Below are 21,270 nucleotides of genomic sequence, written 5' to 3' on the forward strand. Positions count from 1 at the left end.
TTTATATGCCCGATGATCTTTATCATCGGTACTGGATTTGGCGACTAACCATTTCACGTTATTGGATTAAGTTGATTTTTGATTAATTGAAACTGGTTTACCCTTCGCTTGAAAACAACTGATCAAGCTTGTTCTCGTAGTCGTGGTAATTAAGGTGTTCGTAAAGCTCCTTACGGGTTTGCATTGAATCCAACAGAGCTTCTTGATTGCCTTCAACTAGCAAGTGCTTGTAAACATTCTCCGCCGCTTTGTTCATCGCACGGAACGCACTCAATGGATAAAGCACCATGTCGACACTTGATTGGGCTAACTCGTTACAGCTGTAGAGTGGTGTTTGGCCAAATTCAGTGATGTTCGCAAGAATAGGCACGTGCTTGCCCGTTGCTGATTTCAGCGCTGCCGAGAACTTCACGTATTGATCGAGTTGATTCATCGCCTCAGGGAAGATCATGTCTGCGCCCGCTTCAACACAAGCTATCGCTCGCTCAATTGCGCTATCAATGCCTTCAACCGCCAATGCATCCGTACGTGCCATAATCACAAAGCTTTCATCGGTTCTAGCATCGGTTGCCGCTTTGACTCTATCGACCATCTCTTGCTGACTTACAATCGCTTTATTTGGTCGATGACCACAGCGTTTCTGGGCCACTTGGTCTTCCATATGGATTGCTGCTGCGCCTGCCTTCTCCATAGCGCGAATCGTACGTGCAATATTGAATGCGCCACCAAATCCCGTATCGATATCCACCAGCAATGGCAGATCACACGCGTTGGTAATACGTTCAACATCTACCAACACATCGTTCAATGTGGTGATGCCTAAATCAGGCAACCCATAAGACGCATTGGCGATGCCTCCGCCAGACAAATAGATCGCCTGATGCCCCAAGTTCTTTGCCATCATCGCGCAGTACGGATTGACCGTGCCGACGATCTGCAATGGCTCGTTGTCTTGCACAGCTTGTCGGAACTTAGCTCCTGCTGATAACTTCATAATGACGCTCCCTGTTAATTGTTTATTTCTAGCTAATCTTTAAGACTTACGGCTTTTGATTATCGCCAGCACTGATCTGCTGACAGGTTCCAATGGTCGCTTAATCAAGATCTTTGGATTGAATTTGTTGTTCTATAAGCAATCGACTACCCGAGATGTGTCGTCGCATTAGCATTTCTGCTAGCTCTTCATCACGATTACGAATCGCTTGTAGGATGTATTTGTGTTCATCGAGCGCCTCTTTTGGTCGAGACTGAGCCCTAGGCGATTGATAGCGATACATGCGTAATAGGTGATAAAGCTCATCACACAGCAGCGAAATGAGTTTGCTGTTACGACTCGCTTTGATAATGCGGTAATGGAAATCAAAATCCCCATGTTGATGAAAGTAAGAAGAACCTTCGACTTCATCGATGTGCTTTGAGTGTGTCGACAATAATCCTTCAAGCCCGATAAGCTCTTCTTGTGTAATATGTCGCGCTGCTAAGCGAGCCGCCATGCCTTCCAATGCCTCTCGCACCGCGTAAAGCTCTAGCAGTTTGTCTGCAGAAAAAGTAATCACTCGCGCACCAACATGTGGAATACGTTCTATCAGGCCAAGTCCTTCCACACGCATTATCGCTTCACGTAATGGACCTCGACTTACCTCGAAGCGTTTAGCCAGTTCAGGCTCCGAGATCTTACTGCCCGGTGCTAATTCACCGTTAACAATCGCCTCAACGAGGTACTCAGTCAGATTTTCCGACTTGGTGTTTTCTTTGTCGCTCACACGTGTTTTCGTGTTTGCACTTAAGGTGAGATCTTTTATCGCAGTATTCATATTCACGCTGCTCACTTCTGATTGCCGACCCTAACTGTCAACAATTTCATAACATGAACATAAAATACACGATTAAATTGTCGACAATCAAGCAAATTGTCGACAATTTAGACTAAGGTAGTACTTTCTATAGGCGATAAAAACTTACTTAAAAGGACACTAAAAACAATTCAACCACTTGTTATTTATCGATTTAAGCAAAGAAAGAGCCGCTAAACCCTTCCCTACCCTAAAATCACTCGAAACCAATGTGTCGACAACTTATAGACAGACTTGACAAACGCAGAGCACTTTGTGTCGATCTACCTGTTCACCGATAAACAGATATAAAAAAGGCGCACTCATGTGCGCCTTTCATTCATAGACCCCGTTCTAACAAGCCACCTTTACTCAAGCAATCTGACGAGTAACATCTAGGTATTTGCTGATATCAACGAAATCAATTTGTTCCGGCTTCAGATACTCTTCTGCATAACGCAGGTGAGTGCCGCTGGTTAAGAACAATCTAAACAGTTCGATATCGAGATGCTCGTCCAATGCCATTTTATACATGATGTCGACAGCAACACTGATTGGCTTAGCCTTCTTATAAGGCCTATCTGCAGCGGTTAATGCCTCAAAAATATCAGAGATCACCAGAATACGTTCTGGGATTGAGAGGTCATCACCAGTCAGCTTCCTTGGATACCCTGTACCTTTAAGTGTTTCATGGTGAGTTGAAGCGTAGCGAGGAACACGACTTAGCTCTTTCGGGAATGGCAGGTTCTCAAGCATCTTAATCGTGCCAAGCATGTGCTCGTTTATCTTAAATCTATCTTCAGCAGTCAATGTACCGCGTGCAATACTCAGATTGTAGACTTCGCCTAGGTTGTATAAGTGCTCAGGCACATCCATTTTAATTTGATGTTTCGGGTCAAATTCTAACGGCCTATCTCTTTTCACTATGTGCTCTGGCTTATCACTCAAAAGTGGTTCTGTGGCTGGTAAACTTGAACTCGGCTCTCGATTCATTGCCTCTATCGGTGATAGACCAAGTTGATCATCAAAGTGACGCGTCCAGGTCGTCTCAGCTATCGAGCGAATACGAGTGACTTTGTCATCACTCATGAACTCACCACCAACGTTCGACGTAGCGATAAAGGCAAAGTCATCTTGTAGCTGCTGCTTCGTTGCCGTAAGTTCATCGGCTATCAGTTGCGTTGATAGCGTACCATCAAGTTGTTTTCTCAAAGCGGTGATTTCCGCATCACGCCAAAGTACTTCAAATCGAGTTCTCACCTCGTGGATTCGGTTGTAGTTCGCTTCTAACTTCGTACCTTTATCGACGATGTGTTCCGGTGTCGTGATCTTGCCACAATCATGCAACCAAGCCGCAATTCTAAACTCACGGCGTTCGTCATCATTTTTAAACTCAAAGTCTTTGAAGTGCTCAGACTGCGATTGTTCCGCCGCGTCAGCCAGCATCAAGCCGAGTTCTGGTACACGATTACAATGCCCAGCCGTATAAGGGGACTTGTCATCGATAGCTTGGGCGATAAGCTTGATAAACGACTCTACAAACGCCTCTTGCCTCTGTTCATGTCGTTTAAGCTCCATTGCCATTTCTTTTACAGCAACAGATAACTCCCACACTTCTTTAATACGAGTATTAAGCACAGCTACGTTGTCATAGTCACGCAACTTAACCTTGTGAGTCTCTTTCTCTAATTGGCGAATAGGACGTACTATCGGTGTACCAAAGACCCAAGCCACAGGCAAGGTTAAACTCATCAGTAAAATCGTTACACCGACAGAGGTTGCTAGACGCTTATTGACTGTACTGAAGACTTCAGATTCGGGAATCAATACCGCAAAATACTCAGAGTAGTGTTCGCCCGTGTCTATTTTCTTTAAATAGAGATGCTTAATCTCACCATTCAACTCGACCCTTACCATACTACCTTCAACCGTTGCTTCCTTAGTCAAATCATAAAGTTCAGTATAAGGAACCGTCGTATTCGTATTAAAGCCGGTATCATGCAGCCACTTTTTTGCTAAGGCATCAAGTTGTTCACCACTTAACTTGCTGATAGCTTGATCAATAATTGGAAGCAATTGTTTATGCTTGCTCTGCAGCACCAAATGGAATTGATTTGAGTAGTTCTGTTTTAGATCTTCTAGAGTCCCATTGACAACAAGGCCTGGCTGGAAAAACCTATCTAATGCAAACGAGAGTACGGGTTCAGCTTCTAAGAAAGCAAAGTTCTCTTCGCTTTCAATTGAATTAAATGCAGACTCTAGGTTTTCAAATTCAACTAAATCAATGTTCGGAAAGTCCTCTCTTAACTTAGGAATAATTGACCACCCAGATAAAATGGCAACTTTTTTACCCTCAAGCTCGGCATAATTAGTGACAACCTTCGCACCGACCCTTGTCACGACAGAAAATGGCAATTCATAAATTGGAGTCGTGTATAGGCCATCTATGCCATTATTTTTATAATTTTGAACCGATTGCAGGCCATCAATACTTCCTTCTTGAAACTTACTGACAAGCTCGCCCCAAGAGAAACCATTAACAAATTCAAACCTGATCCCTGTCATCTCACCAATCATGTTAAGAAGGTCTATCGCATAGCCGTTTGGCTTTCCCGCCACTGAAAAGTCCATCGGCCCCCAATCATTTTGATTAGACACTAACAGCGGAGGGGTATCGTTAATCAAGGCTTGCTGCTCAGACGATAGCATTAATGTTGATACATCAAACTCCGATTCCTGATTGTTAACCTTGAGGTTAGACGCAATAATATTACCCGATTTCGAATATAAGAAAGACTCAACCTTACTGTCTTCTGCTAAGCCAAGCGCCGTACCTGATAGTTTGCTAGCTAAAGAAGACAACACAATATCAATACCAATCACATGTTGAACTTCAGATTCGATTTTCGAATCAAACGCTAAAGAATAAGTTTGCCCGGTAATTTGTAAATGCTGGAAAAGATATGGCTGAGTTTTTTCGACCGACTGAACATTGGCAGAAACATACCAAGGCCTGGTTGTTGGAAGGTAGTTGCTCTGCTCCGTAGTTGAGTTTCTTAGCGTAAACTCTTGGTCAAAATATTTCGTCGTACGGACGCGCTCCTCCCCTATATTATGAATCTCAACCACAACCCAACGGTCCTTTTGTTGTGCACCGATTTTTTCTCTAACGACAGGGGCAGATTCTAGATTAATAATTTGGAAGAAGTTTTCATTAGATGAGCCAATGTAAATACTATAAAAGAGAGGGTTATCTTTAATTGCTTCTGAAAGAATACTACGCGACTCTTCTTTCGATATTTTGTTACTTATAGAACGTTTCACTGAAGAAAGTAAACGCGCGGTATTGGCTGCGTCAGAATCAACCGCGCCGATATAGTTACTCAGCTCTTGGGACACCATCGTCAACTTTGATAGGGTATTCTCAGTCGCCATTTTTTTACTGAAGTAATATTGCAGTGAAACCGCAACAACAGCGGTAAGAAATGTCGCGAGTAAAAACATTCCTCCAACAGTAAATCGTAACGAAATTTTTTTTAATGCCATTATTTCATCCTTGAATAATCGCCAACTCCAAAGTTAACAGCCTAGCGCAATCAATACCGCTTAAGTTGCATATCAACTATAGTAACTCTATTCCACATCTAAAATCTAACACCTCTATACACCTGACTCTTTTGCAGAAATAGTTATCGTAGTCACATCTAACAATATAGACCAACAACCAATGCACTCGAGTAGAAAACGCTAGTTAAATCCAACCTTTGTCAATGAATTCAATCATTCTGAGACAATAACTACGATTTTAGAATCCAGATATCATTCAACAGTAAATGGACAAAAACACGTTACCGTGAACTTTATGAACAATATTAATCCAATGTTCTTTATTCTCAATATCGCCGCATTACAGACATTTCATTAACACACCGTTAACTTTAGCTTCATCTGCTAAGCAATATCCTACTCATCTGTTTAGTAGCTGGAAATAAAACATAAGTTTCTCTCCATTGAAGAGATCCCCTACATAAGGAACGTGAACCATGTTCAAGGCACTGAAACCTACTCTTGCGGCTTCTATCATCGCAGCAACCTTTTCTTTCAACACTTTTGCTGCTGACGTAGAAAAAATCCACTTCCTAATCCCTGGCGGCGCTGGTGGTGGTTGGGATATGACAGCTCGTGGTACGGGTGATGTATTGGTGAAATCAGACATCGTAGAAAATGTCTCTTTCCAAAACCTGTCTGGTGGCGGTGGCGGTAAAGCGATTGCTCACCTAATCGAAACAGCACAACGCCAAGAAGACACGCTAATGGTGAACTCAACGCCTATCGTTGTTCGTTCACTAACAGGTATCTTCCCTCAATCTTTCCGTGACCTAACTCCGGTAGCAGCAACCATTGCCGATTACGGCGCAATCGTCGCTCCTGCGGATTCTAAGTACGACACTTGGGAAGACGTCGTTAAAGAGTTCGAAACCAACCCACGTAAAGTGAAGATTGCTGGCGGTTCAGCTCGTGGCAGCATGGACCACCTTGTAGTAGCGGCAGCGTTCAAAGGCGAAGGTTTTGATGCGAAGAAAGTACGTTACATTGCCTACGATGCTGGCGGTAAAGCGATGGCGGCACTGCTTTCTGGAGAAACACAGCTTCTTTCTACTGGCCTTGGTGAAGTGCTAGAGATGTCTAAATCTGGCCAAGTGAAAGTGCTTGCTGTAACGGCACCAAAGCGTCTTGACGCTGCACCTAACATCCCAACACTGACTGAGTACGGCAACGAAACCGTATTCGCTAACTGGCGTGGTTTCTTTGCAGCACCGGGCACAAGCCAAGCGAAGATCGACGAATGGAATGTAGCGCTTGGCAAAATGTACAAAACCGATGAGTGGCAAGTGGTTCGTGACCGTAACGGTTGGATCGACAACTACAAAGCTGACAAAGATTTTTACGCCTTCCTAGAAGATCAAGAAAAACAGATGGGCGACCTAATGCGAGAGCTTGGTTTCTTGAAATAACCAACAACCATAGAGGGCCTATGTGCCCTCTTACTCTTTCCTTGTTTCGCCGTGCATGAGTTAACTTCAAACTCCTTTGTTTATTCGTAGACGTATTACTAACGCTTGCCGATTCGTTGTAAACGCAAGTGGCTGATAAACCAGTACCGTAATTCGCTTACCTTTGGTTAGTGATCCCAGACATTTCATTGACTCGCTCATGTACGGCTTTTTTACTTTTTATACCACCCCAAATGGAGTTGGATATGTCGGACTTACCAACCAAATTTCTGAGTAAGGAATCTTTGCTTTCGAAGGATCGCATCGGAGCCATGCTCTTTATGCTTGCATGTTTATGCTATGGCTACCAAACCACGCTGATTCCTTTGTTCCCCGGTGACGAGTACGAACCCTTCACAGCAAGAACCTTACCTATCCTGCTAACGTTTATCGGCATTGGCCTTTCGTTGATCCTGCTTATAACCGGACAGCCGGATAAAAAAGTCACATGCGACACTACGCCGCTGAACTGGAAACTGCTGATTGGCTTCTTGGTGTTAATGGCTCTGTACGGTGTTGGGCTGACTTATCTTGGCTTTGTTTTAGCAACCAGCTTCTTCTTACTTGCAGGCTTTTACCTACTGGGTGAGCGCCGCAAAGCTGTCTTATTTGGCGCGTCGTTTCCTTTCGTTATCGCGTTCTTTCTTTTATTAACTCAAGGCTTAGATATCTACCTAGAGCCGGGGTTAATCTTCACTCTTTGGTAGGGATAACATTATGTTAGACGGAATTTTACAAGGACTTTCGACCGCCGTGATGCCAATGAACATCATGATGGTAATTGTTGGCTGTTTTGTTGGTACCTTTATTGGGATGCTACCGGGACTCGGTCCAATTTCAGCAATCGCGTTGATGACCCCGATTACATACGGCCTAGACCCTTCTTCTGGCCTAATCTTGATGGCTGGTGTGTACTATGGCGCTGTATTTGGTGGCTCGACGTCATCAATATTAATCAACGCTCCAGGTTGTTCTTCAACGGTAGTAACCGCATTCGATGGCTACCCGATGGCACAAAAAGGCCAAGCGGGTAAAGCACTTGCACTCGCGGCTTACTCTTCTTTCACTGGTGGCACACTTTCGGCAATCATGCTTTTGATTGCCGCACCGGCTCTAGCCAGCGTGTCATTGAGCTTCCAGTCTTCAGACTACTTCGCATTGATGTTGTTAGGTTTATCGGCAGTAGCGGCGTTTGCGGGCCCAGGTCAGGTAATCAAGGCATGGATGATGACCATTCTTGGTTTGATGCTATCTACTGTTGGCATCGACAAAGGGGTTGGTGTTGAACGTTTCACGTTTGGTCTAACAGACCTGATGGATGGCTTTAGTTTCCTACTTCTTGCTATGGCAACCTTCGCTTTAGGTGAGACTTTAATGGGTATTCTAAAACCAGAGCAAGACACCAGCGCGGAAGAAAGCCAAAAGATGTCGGATATTGGTAGCATGAAGGTCACCAAAGAAGAGTTCAAAGAAGTGGCACCAGTTTCAATTCGATCTTCTATTCTCGGTTTCTTTACCGGTGTTCTACCGGGCGCAGGTGCCACTATTGCGGCATTCCTAAGTTACGGTATGGAGCGTAGCCTCGCGCCAAAAGACAAGCAGAAAGAGTTCGGTAAAGGCAGTATCCGTGGTCTTGTTGCTCCTGAATCAGCAAACAACGCCGCTTCAAGTGGTTCATTCGTTCCGCTACTAACGCTGGGTATTCCGGGCTCTGGTACAACTGCGATTATGCTTGGTGCATTGATTGCCTACGGTATTCAGCCTGGTCCTCGCTTGTTCGTTGAACACCCAGACGTATTTTGGTCGGTGATTATCTCGATGTACTTTGGCAACATCGTGCTGGTTATCTTAAACCTACCGTTGATCCCATATATCTCTAAACTGCTAGCGGTACCAAGAACGGTACTACTGCCAATGATCATTTTCTTCTCAATCACAGGCGTGTACTTGGTGTCTTTCAACACGATGGATGTGTTTGTGATGCTAATTGTGGCAATGGCGGCGATAGCGTTAAGGCTGGCCAACTTCCCGCTCGCACCGTTACTGCTTGGCTTCATATTAGGTGGTTTGATGGAAGAGAACTTGAGACGCGCACTGATGATCAGTGATGGTGAACTCAGCTTCCTTTGGGAACGCCCTATCACTATGACCTTCACTATTTTAGCGGTATTGGTTCTATCTAGTCCTATTCTGGTTAAGCTGTTCAATCGCTTTAGAGCAAAGCCTGTTGAAGTATAAACTTGGCTTAGCCTAGAAAACAAAACGAAATAAAGGGAGCCTCAGGCTCCTTTTTTCGTACCAGCTATTTCAAAAAACCACAGCTCTAAGGTGGTAGCAAACTCACAAACCTATCTTTACAACACACATGGCGCTGATATTCATAACAAATTCAAGTAAGGTAACCAGTTAGTTAACGTATTGGATTCTAAAACTATGGATTGGTTGATTCTATTCTTATCAGGGGTGGTTGGCGGTGTGCTTAACTCCATTGCGGGTGGCGGCAGCTTCATCACTTTCCCTGCTTTGTTATTTGCTGGCGTTCCACCAATAGCAGCCAACGCGACCAATACCTTTGCTTCGTGTGCTGGATACATTAGCGGAGCCTACGCTCTGCGCCACGAAATTCAATCTGGTACTAAGCAGCTAAAACTGACTATAGCTTTATGTGTGATTGGCGGTGGTATCGGGGCATTTTTACTGCTGCACACACCAGAAGCTCTGTTCACTCAATCTGTCCCTTGGCTGTTGCTGTATGCTGCTCTGCTTTTCACGTTTGGCGGCACGCTCAATAAATGGCTTAAACAAGCTACAGCAAAACATAAGCACGCCACTAGCGCAGGCGCATTCTTTTCCGCTTTATTACTTTTGATTGTCTGTATCTACGGTGGGTATTTTAATGCAGGTTTGGGCATTGTGACATTGAGCTATTTGGCGCTGGCTGGTTACACCAACATCAACGTGATGAATGGCATCAAACTGCTCGTGTCCGCGTGTGCTTCCCTCGCAGCGATCGTGTTTTTTATCGTAAATGGTTCGATTGATTGGCCGTCTGGCATGGCTGTATTATTGGGTACATTGGTTGGTGGTTATTATTCAGCAAAAATCTCTCGCCGCATCCCTCAACACTATGTTCGAACCACAGTGATCATCGCGAGTTTCTTAATCACCGCTTACTTTTTCTATAATAACTAGGTTTTATGCTAAGTCGGTTTGACACTAATTAAACCCGAAACTGAATCTAATTCTAACTGGAAAACACAGCGGGAAAGCTGACTCTCGCATTACCTATCTCGCTATTTTATTACTTATAAAATAACCGTGTCGATATGTGTGAGACGAGTCCTTTAATTAGTAAATTTGATAACAATTTAGACTGTTTTTTAGCCTTTATTTTTCCAAGGGTGGGATACTTCTCCTGTCGAAAGTGAGACTTCATTAGGAGGCGTTATGAACATTAAACTCGGTCATGTCATGTCATCAAGTCGACTCATTTGCTTTGTCGCTTTTCTTGCTGCCACATTCGCGTGGATCTTAAAAATGCCCGCTCTGTTTTCTGTGTCAGCGCTATTCTTACTGGTCAGTGCGATCGTTTATGTCACCGATCTTTGGAAGAATCAAAGAAAGAACCGCGAAGCTTAGCCAATTACGGTTTAATCGAACGAATTAAAAAAGGAGCTCATAGGCTCCTTTTGTGTTTTTCGCTTATCTAATTAGGCGTACTAATCGTCGACGCCTTATCTAACGACGCCTTCTTATTAACGACGGAAGTTACGACCGTTACCGCCGCGGCGCTCTTTAAATGCAGACGCAGCTTTAGCTTGAGAAGCGTGGATAGACTCAACCGTTAGTTCCATTGGCTCACGAGGCTCTAGCCCATGGCGGAATGTACGTGAACGCGGAGGCATCTGGTATTCGATGTCCGATGCTTTAGGCATACGCTTGAAACGGTAAAGGTAGAAGTTTTCAACCTTTTCACGAGCCCATTCGGTTTTCTTCAGGTATTTAACTGCACTTGCCACTGTAGGCTTAGTGTTAAAGCAGTTCATACGCATGGCCGCATCTAAAATTTCCCAACCATAATGATCCACTAATTCAGTGATCATGGTTTCAAGCTTTAAGCCGTGTAGCGGGTTATTTTGTTGCAGTTCGATTCTTTCTTCTTCAGTCATAACATTACCTTTTTCAAGGCAACTAAAGGCCTTGAATTTACTCTAGAACACCGTCATCACTGACCGCTTCTAGCTCAATCATTTGGGCATTATTTCCATTGCCCTTGTTTATGTCTTTATGATGGCATAAAGCATGTGCGTTATCCTATTTATCTTTTCATTTAATTTTAAAATGGTTATTTAACGTCCAGATCATCATTAACAGCACTTTAGTTAAGCAATAGCGCATACGCTATTAACTGGCAGACGTATTCGATGCGTTAATGAGTAAAAGAGCCTATAAACACGCTTGGTCACTGAATGAGGTGATGGCCTATATAGAAGCAAACACTGGTTCAATGTTTGACCCAGAGTGGGTTGAAGCGCCTAAACAAAACCTAGACAGCTTTATGGCCATTCGAGATCAATATAACGACGACATTCAACTGCAAGCCATGACAGCTTAGTTCGAACTTATCTTGCAAGATCCCAATCTAATATCAAGCGTTAGCTAAATCAGAACCAACAAAAAAGGATGCCAATCGGCATCCTTTTGATTTTTAGCTTTCACCTTTAAGAGCGTCGGAGCTCTTAACAACTTCTCACTACGATTATACGTCGTAAGTTGTAGAAGCAGTGTCGCCGCCTGTACCAGTCCAGTTTGTGTGGAAGAATTCACCACGTGGACGGTCAGTACGCTCGTAAGTGTGAGCACCGAAGTAGTCACGTTGAGCTTGAAGCAGGTTCGCTGGTAGACGTGCAGTTGTGTAACCGTCTAGGAAAGATAGCGCAGAAATCGTACATGGCATTGGGATACCAGACTCTAGAGATTTCGCTGCTACTTTACGCCATGCCACTAGGCTGCCTTGTAGGATGTTTTTGAAGTACTCGTCAGAACCTAGGAACGCGATGTCTGGGTTTGCTTCGTACGCATCACGTATGTTGCCTAGGAATGCAGAACGGATGATACAACCACCACGCCACATTAGCGCTACGTTACCGTAGTTTAGGTCCCAGCCGTTTTCGTTCGACGCTTCACGCATTAGCATGAAACCTTGAGCGTAAGAGATGATCTTAGAAGCCAGTAGAGCTTGACGTAGTGCATCAACCCACTCTTGCTTGTCGCCTTCAACTGGAGTGATTGTCTTCTCAAACAAAGCTTCAGCTTCAACACGTTGGTCTTTAAGAGCAGACAGGCAACGAGAGAATACAGACTCAGAGATCAGTGTTAGTGGGATACCTAGGTCTAGTGCGTTGATACCCGTCCACTTACCCGTACCTTTTTGGCCGGCAGTGTCTAGGATCTTCTCAACTAGCGCTTCACCGTCTTCATCTTTGTAGCCAAGGATGTCAGCAGTGATTTCAACTAGGTAGCTGTCTAGCTCAGTCTTGTTCCAGTCAGCGAATACTGCTTGCATCTCGTCAGCAGACATACCTAGGCCATCTTTCATGAACTGGTATGCTTCAGTGATAAGCTGCATGTCACCGTATTCGATGCCGTTGTGTACCATCTTAACGAAGTGACCAGCACCGTCGTTACCAACCCAGTCACAGCAAGGCTCACCAGCGTCAGTTTTTGCCGAGATACCTTGGAAGATTGGCTTAACCGCTTCCCAAGCTTCAGCCGCACCACCTGGCATGATTGAAGGACCGAAACGAGCACCTTCTTCACCACCAGATACACCAGTACCGATGAAGTGGATGCCTTTCTCACGACAATGCGCTACACGACGGTTAGTGTCTGGGTAGTTAGTGTTACCACCATCAATGATGATGTCGCCTTCGTCTAGAAGTGGGATTAGGTTTTCGATGAACGTGTCTACAACGTCACCAGCACGAACCATAAGCATCACTTTACGTGGCGCTTCTAGCTTCTCAACTAGCTCTTCTAGAGAGTAAGCACCAACAATGTTAGTACTTTTAGCTGGGCCTTCTAGGAACTCGTCTACTTTAGCAGCAGTACGGTTATGAGCCACAACTTTGAAGCCGTGGTCGTTCATGTTTAGGATAAGGTTCTGACCCATTACTGCTAGGCCAATTACACCGATATCACCTTTCATTATTTTATCTCCTTGCGGCTATTCGCACTTATGCGATAGCACTTGCTGCATTTGAATCTAGGAACCACTCTGTTTCGCCAGTTTTAGACTGGATTTTCGCTGCCGGGTAAGGCAGTTCTGAAGCAGGAGTTGTATGAATTTCTTTAACGATCTCAACTTTACCTGCACCCAGTACTAGGTAGCTGATTCGTTTTGCTGCTTCTAAAACTTTCGCTGTTTTAGAAACACGGATTTGACCAGACTCAGGGTGAGAAGCTAATACAGATAGGTTCTCATCTTGGTAGTTGGTTGCACCTGGGAATAGTGAAGCTGTGTGGCCGTCTGCGCCAACACCAAGCAGAATCCAATCGAATACAGGCGTGCCGTTTTCTGTTGGGATTACGTCTGCCATCTCTTTTGCGAAACGCTCTGCTTCTGCTTTTGGTTCATCTTCACCACGGATGCGGTGGATGTTCTCTGCTGGAAGGTTTACGTTTGTAAACTCTTTTAGTTTCGAAAATAAGAGTGTATTCGCTTCACCGAAGTTGCTTTCAGCGTCGTCTGGTGCAACGCAACGTTCGTCGCCCCACCAAAAGTGAAGGTTATTCCATTGAATACCTTCTGCGTATGGTGCTTGAGCTAAAAGCTTGAAAAGCATTTTTGGCGTGCTGCCACCAGACAATGAAATGTGAACAGGTTTACCCTGCTCGCTGTACACTTTCATTTCGTTTGCTAGGTTTTCAACGACCAATTCTGGCGTTGCAAAGATCTTGTGATTGATCATAGTTCGCAGTAATCCGTGTCTGTTAAGTTTTTGCATGGGAAACGCCATGCGCGGCCATCACGTTGCAGAAGTTCATCCGCTTCCTGTGGGCCCCAAGTACCACAAGCATAGCCAAACAGCGCTTGAGGATCTTGCTTGAAGTCTAAGATTGGTTGAACGTACTTCCAACAAGCTTCTACTGCATCGGTACGAGCAAACAAAGTTGCATCACCGTTTAGTGCATCAAGAAGAAGACGCTCGTAAGCCGTTAGCATTTGAGTTTCAGGCAAGTCAGAGTAAGAGAAGTTCATTTTCACTTCTTTTGCTTTGAAGCCTGCGCCCGGCTCTTTCAAACCAAAGCTCATCTGAATTCCTTCATCCGGTTGGATACGGATAATCAGTTTGTTCTCTGGTGCATCTTGACCAAATACTGGGTGTGGCGTGTTCTTAAAGTGAATCACGATTTCAGTCACACGTGTTGGTAAGCGTTTACCTGTACGTACGTAGAAAGGAACACCATTCCAACGCCAGTTATTGATGTGAGCTTTCAAGCCGATGTAAGTCTCGGTACGAGAATCATCCGCTACACCGTGCTCTTCACGGTAACCGAGCAAATGCTGGCCGCGAACATCAGACGCTGTGTATTGACCTAAGACTAGATCTTTACGCAGGTATTCTTCCTCAAGAGGCTTAAGACACTGAAGCACTTTAACCACTTCATCACGAATAGAATCAGCGTTAATTTGTGCAGGCGGCTCCATGCCCACCATTGCTAGCACTTGTAGCAGGTGGTTTTGGAACATGTCACGAACAGCGCCAGAACCGTCGTAGTATCCGCCACGCTCTTCAACGCCAAGGAACTCAGCACCTGTGATTTCAACGTATTCAATGAAGTTACGGTTCCACAGTGGTTCAAACATCGCGTTTGAGAAACGAAGCACTAGAAGGTTTTGTACCGTTTCTTTACCAAGGTAGTGGTCAATACGGTAGATCTGGTGTTCTTGGAAGTGATGATGGATCTCTTCATCCAACGCTTGAGCTGATGCTAAGTCGTAACCAAATGGCTTCTCGATGATCAGACGACGCCAGCCGTTCGTTTCATCGTTCAGGCCATGCGCAGCAAGGTTTGCTGGAATAACACCGTATAGGCTTGGCGGGGTTGCCAAGTAGAACAGTGTGTTATGGTTTTCAAATTGGTAGTCTTGCTCAAGCTTATCTAGACGTTGTGCTAAACGAGCGTAGTCGTTTACATCTGAAGTGTTGATCGCTTGGTAATGCAGATGTTCAATAAATGCATTCAGCGTCTCTGGCTCAGTTTTTTCCATTTCCTGAAGAGACTTCTTCAGCTTCTCACGGTAAGACTCATCGCTGTACTCAGTACGGCTCACTCCAAGAATCGCAAAGGATTCTGGTAGTTGATTGCTAGCATACAGGTGGTATAGAGCAGGAATTAACTTGCGGTAAGTTAGATCTCCCGACGCACCAAAAATAACGATGCTGCTGTTTTCAGGTATTACCATCATCTTTCCTATAAAAACAAGGTTTTTAGTATTCGCCAAAGGTATCAGCGACATACGAAAATAGATAATAGGTCTTAACTATTACATCAATAGTAAGCGCCTATTAAATTTGAGAATGCGTTTGGTAAACGAGGGTGAAAGCTATCACCTCTATTCGGGACAGTATTGTCTATGACTATTTGATTTACATCAACCACTGTGAAAGCAATCGATTAAATATTGACTCATTTCGAACAAATTCTAATCGATAGTTCCGTTCATTTGACCCGAGGGAGAAGCAAATCGGCATTCTCAAACAGTGTAGTCAAGAAAGAACGGTATCTGGTCGGTGGAGTGAGCAATAGGAAAGGGAGAAAAAGGTAAAACCAGCTTATTCAACTGGCTTTATATTTATTTTGATGGTGTCGTGTTTATCTTTGCGCTTTGTTGTAGCAGCGCTCCGGGCGACCTACGGTACCGTAATTTAAGTCTGCGACTAACTCACCAGTGGTAATCAAAAATTCTAAATAGCGTCTGGCGGTGGTTCGGCTAGCACCAATCCGTTCTCCGGCTTCATCGGCGGTAATATTAACGGCATCAGCTTGCTGAAAAATGGCTCTGATCTTATCCAACGTTACGCCATCAATTCCTTTGGGCAAGGTTGATACTTTTCCTGAGTCCGCTTTGGCATTGGCTTGCAGCATCTTATCAACCAAACCTTGGTTCAAATCAGACACGCTTTCGAACTCTTGTAACTGTGACTGATACTTCTTCAGTGCTGCTTCCAAACGAGGAAACATTACTGGTTTCAATAGATAATCGACCACCCCACCACGCATTGCTTGCTGCAGCGTATCGACATCCCGAGCAGCAGTAATCAAGATAACGTCGCAGCCTTGATTGCTCCCTCTTACGTGATTAAGAATATCGAGCCCACACCCGTCCGGCAGATACACATCCAATAACACCAAATTCGGTTTTAAGATGTCCAGTTGCATCAGCGCTTCAGACTGTGTAGTGGCAATGCCGACCACGTCAAAGCCACCCATCTGTTCTAAATAACGATGGTGTAGCTCTGCAATCGCAATATCATCTTCAATGACCATGACTCTCGTGATTGCATTCATTTATGTTCTTCCTTTAACCATGTTTTTTCCGTCACGATGATCTTCACAAGATCGCTTCGTGCTTAATTATTATTGTTCTTCTTTTGGCAAATAAACCGTCATTCGCGTGCCAAAATCTTGGTTGTCGACCATTTCAAGCTGCCCTTGATATCGGTCTGCCAGCTGCTTTATCAGATACAAACCCACACCACGATTTTGCTTCGCTTTGCTCGATACGCCTTTTTCGGTAAGTGCTTTGGTCGCCAACTCTTTCGGCAAACCGCACCCTTTGTCTTCTACTTCTACGATAATTTCATTACCAAAATCACTGATTGAAACTTCAATAACCCGACGCGCTGGCGCAATTTGACCCTCTTGCTTAATCGCCGTCATGGTGGCGTCAAAGGCGTTATCAATCAGGTTGCCAAGAATTGTGACAACGTCATCCGCGTTTAACCAGCTAGGCAGAGCTTCAAGCCTTGATCCCTCTTCCACTTTAAGCTCTAACCCAATCTCTCGAGCTCGCTCTGTTTTGCCTAAAAGCATGCCTGCAATAAGAGGGTCTTTCACCGTCTCTCTTAAGAACTCAATTAAGCTCTGGTAATGAGCGGTTTCTTGACCAATCAATTGTTGAACAGAGTCCAGCTCGCCCATCTGAATCAAGCCACTAATGGTGTTGAGCTTGTTTTGATGCTCGTGGGTTTGTGAACGCAATAGATCAGCATACTCTTTGGTTTGTGAGAGCTGGTCGGTTAAATCGTTGATTTCATTTCGTAATCGGAAACTCGATACCGCCCCGACCACCTCACCTGCCACTATAATCGGGCTACGGTTAGCAATGATTCGCTTATTGTTCAAATACAACTCTACATCGTGGTCGGTGTCGCCCGTTGATAGCAGTTGTTCTAAATCACTGCCTGGCAATACGTCAGAAAGGCGCTGTTGATTGAGTGCTTTATCCCTGTCTATCGATAAAATATCGCAGGCACTTTTATTAATAGAACGCAAAATGCCGTGCTTGTCGATGCTCAGAATGCCCTCTTTCACGGTACTCATGGTTACATCTAGCTCAACATAAAGTCGCCCTATCTCTTCAGGCTCAAAGCCTAAAATAGCGCGTTGAAAACGGCGAGATACATAACTCGAAATCAAAGCGTTGACCGCAACCACCAGCAACGCCATCACAATCAAAAAGGCTAAGTAAGGTTCGATTCGATCTTGCAACGAATCCAATAAGTAACCAACTGACACCACACCAATAACGGTACCTTGGGTGTCTTTTACCGCGGATTTACCACGAACTGAAAAACCCAGCGATCCTTTGGCTGTCGACACATAAGACTCGCCCAATACCAATGCTTTTTGGTTATCGCCACCACGCATGGGTTTACCGAGCCTGTCATCATAAGGGTGAATCAGGCGGATACCTTTATCATCTCCAACAACGATAAACGCCGCGCCAATGAGCTGAGTAAGGTTACGAAATTTAACTTGGGTTTCTTCAGACAAAACGTAGGGAACGCCATTAGGGTCCAACGTTCCATTTTCTTGAATAATGCTGGTGACAAGCGGCGATTCAGATAGAAATTCAGCAACACCTAACGCTTTCAAACCCATCTCTTGTTCTTGAGATTGTTTGATGTAGTAAAAACCAGCAGCTGCAAGAATCAAAAGTTCAACGAGGCCAGTGACCGTCATGATAATCAGTAACCTTTTACGGAAACTGATACTGCTCCATTTCATATTCCACCGTCCCTAGTGTTAGACGATCAATGTTAACACCAAGTTAATCGCATGACCTTTCTAGGGGCGTGAATTTGTGACTGCTACTCAACTAAATAATTGAGCAGATTGTTAATTGATAATCCTTTACGTTGTTCATCTCGATTAATCGTTCATTTTTAGGACTGATTAGCTTAAAAACCAAAATAAACGAATAAATATTGAGCTAGATCACTAAGCTTTTAGGTGTTTTTTAGGTTGTTTAAAATAAATACAATTATAATGGTTGCATATGAAGAAGTTTATTGTTGCTAAGCCATAGGTCATGATTTTCAGACCGCGCTTTGAATCGAAACTTCGATTAACAAAATAGCAACAACCCTTCGCTCGCTGGACGTATCTATAACTAAAAGTTGCACGCTCGCCGTTACGAATGATGAACAAACGGATTAAGTATTCTCCCCTATTCATCCATCGCTATTTCAAACTCGGCTAGCCAGACAACGAAGAGGTGACTGATAAAAGCATCACCCAATAATAAAACATTGATGAGCAGGAAGTATCGATCAGTGGCCAGTGGCAACGTCCAATAGAAACAGGATAACAAACATAACGTATAAACATTGTTGAAAAGGAAACAAGGCAATGAAACGCGATAACTTTGGAATTTGTCTTACTAAGACTATGCTGTTCAAACACTTACAATCGACTTTTACTCACGTAAGAGCCTATGAGAAAGATGGCACCTCCCCACTCGATCTCAAGGTATTGTTAGCATTCCCGCAAATGTCAGGTAGAGATTTATTACAAACAATGCAAGGTTCAAGACAATTGGTATGGCGCGCCGATCACCATTGTCCTAGCTTTAAATAAGCCACTTCATTTTGTAAAAACACTTCTATACTGAACTTAAAGAGCATGCTTATGCGTGCTTTTTAAGTTTCATTTATCTTTGATATTCACGTCACTCAATCTTATTTACACTTGATTAACGAGTTATGAGAATTTCTATTCATATGAGACAATCTATTCAAGACAAATGACTATCGCCCTGTTAACATTAGAGTTAATGCTCTAATTGGTATTTAATGCAGATGACCAAACCAAAATTCCGATACCTTGCGATCGCCAGTATGCTTCTCGGCACTATGGCTTCGCCAGGCTATGCAGCCCCGCTCACTTTTTCTGAAGCGTGGCAAATTCTCCAAGAGAACAACAACTCTCTTGCGGCTCAACAAGCCAACGTTGAACGTTATCAACACCTTCAGAACTCAACAAGTAGCCTCAATCTTCCTTCTATTACCTTAGGGGCTAACTACACGCACCTTGATAGTGATGTGACGATTAATGGTGAACAGTTTTCAGATAGCTTGAGTGGAGTAAACCCTGCTATATCCGCGATTTTGCGCCCTCTAGTTGGTGGCGTTACCTCAACGATTACCGAACAAGACATCTTTAGCTCTTCCATTCGTGCTGTGTGGCCTATCTTCACTGGTGGTCGAATAACCGCTGCGCAAAATGCGGCTGAAGGTAAAAGCGAAGAAGCGCAAAGCCAACTGTTGATGGAGAAACAAGCTCGCTACGAAGACTTAAGTAAGTATTACTTCTCGGTGATCTTAGCGGAAGACGTTGTGAGAACGCGTCAAGCCGTTGAAGCAGGCTTAACTCAGCATCGTGATTTCGCCATCAAGCTTGAACAGCAAGGACAAATCGCCCGAGTAGAGCGCCTACAAGCCGATGCTTCTTTAGATAAAGCGATTGTAGAGCGCACGAAAGCTCAGAACGATCTTAAAATTGCGCAATTGGCGTTGACCCAAATCCTTGGTCAAAATGAAAGTGTAGAACCCTCTGAACAACTGTTTATCAATAAGAACCTGCCTCATATGGACGTGTTCATTGACCAGACACTCATGACCTACCCCGGCCTTAAGATTCTTGATGCAAAAGAGAAACAAGCAAGCAGCTTAATTAAAGCCGAGAAAGGTAAATACTACCCAGAGGTTTACCTTTATGGTGATTACAGCCTGTATGAAGATGACTCTCTAGCCAGTGAAATGAAACCCGATTGGTTGGTTGGCATTGGTGTGAATGTGCCACTGCTTGATACCTCTGGCCGTTCCGACAAAGTCGCTGCGGCTCACAGTGCCGTATCACAGGTTCAATTCCTTAAGTCACAAGCTAAGCAAGACTTAACCGTGTTGGTACAAAAGACTTACCTTGAAGCAAACCAAGCCATTGAAGAGGTTCAAGGCCTGAACTCGAGCTTGTCTTTAGCTCAGGAAAACCTATTACTTCGTAAAAAAGCCTTCACACAAGGGTTATCTAACTCATTAGAAGTGGTTGATGCCGAGCTTTATCTTGCGAGCATTAAAACCCAGCAATCTGCTGCTCGCTTCAAATACCTAATCTCTCTCAACAAGCTGTTAGCGCTAACCAGCGAAATGAATGCTTACTCCAGTTACTTAACCTCCTCTGTTCCGTCTGATTTCGACTCAAAAACAGACACCGTTAGCCAGTCAAAAGGATAATTCATGAAACCTATTAAGCCCCTTCTTCTATCTTTAGTTGGTATCGGCGTTATTGGCTGGGTCGGATACAGTTTCTATCAAGCTTATCAACCTCAGCCGGTTAAGCTTCAAGGTCAAATCGATGCGCAGCAATACAGCATCTCATCGAAAGTACCTGGCAGAATTGATGAAATATTCGTGCGCAAAGGCGATTCGGTTGAAAAAGGCGAATTGATCTTCTCTCTACTAAGCCCTGAGATTGATGCGAAGCTAGAGCAAGCAAAAGCTGGTCAGAAAGCCGCTGGTGCATTAGCACAAGAAGCAGAGAATGGCGCGCGTACTCAACAGATCCAAGCGGCTAAAGACCAATGGTTGAAAGCCAAAGCAGCTGCCGATCTGATGGACAAAACCTACCAACGTGTAAACAACCTTTACAACGATGGTGTGGTTGCCGAGCAGAAGCGTGATGAAGCCAAAACACAGTGGCAAGCGGCGAAGTACACCGAAAGCGCTGCATTCCAAATGTATCAATTAGCGCAAGAAGGTGCGCGTGACGAAACCAAAGTGGCCGCCACTCAAAAAGCGTTAATGGCAGCGGGT

At 44.3% G+C, this 21,270-nt stretch carries 17 protein-coding genes and 1 pseudogene; 9 read left to right on the top strand and 9 right to left on the bottom strand.

Annotated features, from left to right (window positions below; translation table 11 throughout):
* Window positions 1-97: 97 nt before the first annotated feature.
* The 3 genes from prpB to A6D97_RS00595 all read right to left on the bottom strand — a co-directional run bounded on the left by prpB (window position 98) and on the right by A6D97_RS00595 (window position 5,378).
* Window positions 98-994 (bottom strand): methylisocitrate lyase, encoded by an 897-nt coding sequence (gene prpB, locus A6D97_RS00585; protein ID WP_065583594.1) that lies wholly within the window; start codon window positions 992-994, stop codon window positions 98-100.
* A gap of 100 nt (window positions 995-1,094) precedes the next feature.
* Entirely contained in the window at window positions 1,095-1,814 is a 720-nt protein-coding gene (locus tag A6D97_RS00590; protein WP_017071741.1) for a GntR family transcriptional regulator, read from the bottom strand.
* A gap of 390 nt (window positions 1,815-2,204) precedes the next feature.
* Window positions 2,205-5,378, bottom strand: coding sequence for an HD domain-containing phosphohydrolase (locus A6D97_RS00595; protein ID WP_065583595.1), 3,174 nt, complete (start codon window positions 5,376-5,378; stop codon window positions 2,205-2,207).
* A gap of 497 nt (window positions 5,379-5,875) precedes the next feature.
* On the opposite strand from A6D97_RS00595, the gene A6D97_RS00600 reads away from it, so the two are divergent.
* From A6D97_RS00600 to A6D97_RS00620, 5 genes are all read left to right on the top strand, one after another.
* The gene (locus tag A6D97_RS00600; RefSeq protein WP_017062289.1) at window positions 5,876-6,847 is read left to right on the top strand and encodes a tripartite tricarboxylate transporter substrate binding protein; all 972 of its coding nucleotides are present in this window, start codon (window positions 5,876-5,878) and stop codon (window positions 6,845-6,847) included.
* Window positions 6,848-7,092: 245 nt separating this feature from the next.
* A complete protein-coding gene (locus tag A6D97_RS00605; RefSeq protein ID WP_004733594.1) occupies window positions 7,093-7,593 on the top strand; it encodes a tripartite tricarboxylate transporter TctB family protein in 501 nt (166 codons plus the stop codon).
* 10 nt (window positions 7,594-7,603) lie between these two features.
* Complete coding sequence (locus A6D97_RS00610; RefSeq protein WP_065583596.1) at window positions 7,604-9,124, top strand: tripartite tricarboxylate transporter permease; 1,521 nt, start codon at window positions 7,604-7,606, stop codon at window positions 9,122-9,124.
* A 195-nt stretch (window positions 9,125-9,319) separates the two neighbouring features.
* Window positions 9,320-10,078 (top strand): sulfite exporter TauE/SafE family protein, encoded by a 759-nt coding sequence (locus tag A6D97_RS00615; RefSeq protein ID WP_065583597.1) that lies wholly within the window; start codon window positions 9,320-9,322, stop codon window positions 10,076-10,078.
* Between the two features lie 255 nt (window positions 10,079-10,333).
* Window positions 10,334-10,525, top strand: coding sequence for a hypothetical protein (locus A6D97_RS00620; RefSeq protein ID WP_065583598.1), 192 nt, complete (start codon window positions 10,334-10,336; stop codon window positions 10,523-10,525).
* A 116-nt stretch (window positions 10,526-10,641) separates the two neighbouring features.
* Here the strand turns inward: A6D97_RS00620 and A6D97_RS00625 are convergent, their stop codons facing one another.
* Entirely contained in the window at window positions 10,642-11,055 is a 414-nt protein-coding gene (locus A6D97_RS00625; protein ID WP_010438513.1) for a VF530 family DNA-binding protein, read from the bottom strand.
* A 239-nt stretch (window positions 11,056-11,294) separates the two neighbouring features.
* Here A6D97_RS00625 and A6D97_RS21310 point away from each other — a divergent pair.
* A pseudogene (locus A6D97_RS21310) lies at window positions 11,295-11,501 on the top strand (metal-dependent phosphohydrolase); the annotation flags it as partial.
* 144 nt (window positions 11,502-11,645) lie between these two features.
* Here the strand turns inward: A6D97_RS21310 and gnd are convergent.
* From gnd to A6D97_RS00655, 5 genes are all read right to left on the bottom strand, one after another.
* Window positions 11,646-13,094 (bottom strand): decarboxylating NADP(+)-dependent phosphogluconate dehydrogenase, encoded by a 1,449-nt coding sequence (gene gnd, locus A6D97_RS00635; RefSeq protein ID WP_065583599.1) that lies wholly within the window; start codon window positions 13,092-13,094, stop codon window positions 11,646-11,648.
* Between the two features lie 28 nt (window positions 13,095-13,122).
* Window positions 13,123-13,857, bottom strand: a complete 735-nt coding sequence (pgl, locus tag A6D97_RS00640) for a 6-phosphogluconolactonase (RefSeq protein WP_065583600.1) — start codon at window positions 13,855-13,857, stop codon at window positions 13,123-13,125.
* A complete protein-coding gene (gene zwf, locus A6D97_RS00645) occupies window positions 13,854-15,356 on the bottom strand; it encodes a glucose-6-phosphate dehydrogenase (protein ID WP_065583601.1) in 1,503 nt (500 codons plus the stop codon). The genes pgl and zwf overlap by 4 nt, the downstream gene beginning before the upstream one ends.
* A 410-nt stretch (window positions 15,357-15,766) precedes the next feature.
* On the bottom strand, window positions 15,767-16,462 hold the full coding sequence (locus A6D97_RS00650) for a response regulator (protein ID WP_065583602.1): 696 nt from the start codon (window positions 16,460-16,462) through the stop codon (window positions 15,767-15,769).
* A 69-nt stretch (window positions 16,463-16,531) separates the two neighbouring features.
* On the bottom strand, window positions 16,532-18,184 hold the full coding sequence (locus A6D97_RS00655) for a sensor histidine kinase (RefSeq protein ID WP_065583603.1): 1,653 nt from the start codon (window positions 18,182-18,184) through the stop codon (window positions 16,532-16,534).
* Window positions 18,185-18,808: 624 nt separating this feature from the next.
* Here A6D97_RS00655 and A6D97_RS00660 point away from each other — a divergent pair.
* From A6D97_RS00660 to A6D97_RS00670, 3 genes are all read left to right on the top strand, one after another.
* Window positions 18,809-19,036: a hypothetical protein gene (locus A6D97_RS00660; protein ID WP_009846577.1), complete on the top strand. Its 228-nt coding sequence runs from the start codon at window positions 18,809-18,811 to the stop codon at window positions 19,034-19,036.
* 215 nt (window positions 19,037-19,251) lie between these two features.
* Window positions 19,252-20,691, top strand: coding sequence for a TolC family protein (locus tag A6D97_RS00665; protein WP_017063805.1), 1,440 nt, complete (start codon window positions 19,252-19,254; stop codon window positions 20,689-20,691).
* A 3-nt stretch (window positions 20,692-20,694) separates the two neighbouring features.
* The coding region (locus A6D97_RS00670; RefSeq protein ID WP_139074283.1) for a biotin/lipoyl-binding protein at window positions 20,695-21,270 on the top strand (576 nt) is incomplete at its 3' end.

It is taken from the genome of Vibrio sp. ZF57 (assembly GCF_001691235.1).
Lineage (GTDB): Bacteria > Pseudomonadota > Gammaproteobacteria > Enterobacterales > Vibrionaceae > Vibrio > Vibrio crassostreae_C.

Bases quoted from the DNA above. Each gene is read 5' to 3' on its own strand.
- A6D97_RS00620 (WP_065583598.1), top strand. From the start codon at position 10,334: ATGAACATTAAACTCGGTCATGTCATGTCATCAAGTCGACTCATTTGC.
- gnd (WP_065583599.1), bottom strand. From the start codon at position 13,094: ATGAAAGGTGATATCGGTGTAATTGGCCTAGCAGTAATGGGTCAGAAC.
- pgl (WP_065583600.1), bottom strand. From the start codon at position 13,857: ATGATCAATCACAAGATCTTTGCAACGCCAGAATTGGTCGTTGAAAAC.
- prpB (WP_065583594.1), bottom strand. From the start codon at position 994: ATGAAGTTATCAGCAGGAGCTAAGTTCCGACAAGCTGTGCAAGACAAC.
- A6D97_RS00625 (WP_010438513.1), bottom strand. From the start codon at position 11,055: ATGACTGAAGAAGAAAGAATCGAACTGCAACAAAATAACCCGCTACAC.
- A6D97_RS00595 (WP_065583595.1), bottom strand. From the start codon at position 5,378: ATGGCATTAAAAAAAATTTCGTTACGATTTACTGTTGGAGGAATGTTT.
- A6D97_RS00665 (WP_017063805.1), top strand. From the start codon at position 19,252: ATGCAGATGACCAAACCAAAATTCCGATACCTTGCGATCGCCAGTATG.
- A6D97_RS00590 (WP_017071741.1), bottom strand. From the start codon at position 1,814: ATGAATACTGCGATAAAAGATCTCACCTTAAGTGCAAACACGAAAACA.
- A6D97_RS00660 (WP_009846577.1), top strand. From the start codon at position 18,809: ATGAAACGCGATAACTTTGGAATTTGTCTTACTAAGACTATGCTGTTC.
- A6D97_RS00655 (WP_065583603.1), bottom strand. From the start codon at position 18,184: ATGAAATGGAGCAGTATCAGTTTCCGTAAAAGGTTACTGATTATCATG.
- A6D97_RS00605 (WP_004733594.1), top strand. From the start codon at position 7,093: ATGTCGGACTTACCAACCAAATTTCTGAGTAAGGAATCTTTGCTTTCG.
- zwf (WP_065583601.1), bottom strand. From the start codon at position 15,356: ATGGTAATACCTGAAAACAGCAGCATCGTTATTTTTGGTGCGTCGGGA.
- A6D97_RS00650 (WP_065583602.1), bottom strand. From the start codon at position 16,462: ATGAATGCAATCACGAGAGTCATGGTCATTGAAGATGATATTGCGATT.
- A6D97_RS00610 (WP_065583596.1), top strand. From the start codon at position 7,604: ATGTTAGACGGAATTTTACAAGGACTTTCGACCGCCGTGATGCCAATG.
- A6D97_RS00615 (WP_065583597.1), top strand. From the start codon at position 9,320: ATGGATTGGTTGATTCTATTCTTATCAGGGGTGGTTGGCGGTGTGCTT.
- A6D97_RS00600 (WP_017062289.1), top strand. From the start codon at position 5,876: ATGTTCAAGGCACTGAAACCTACTCTTGCGGCTTCTATCATCGCAGCA.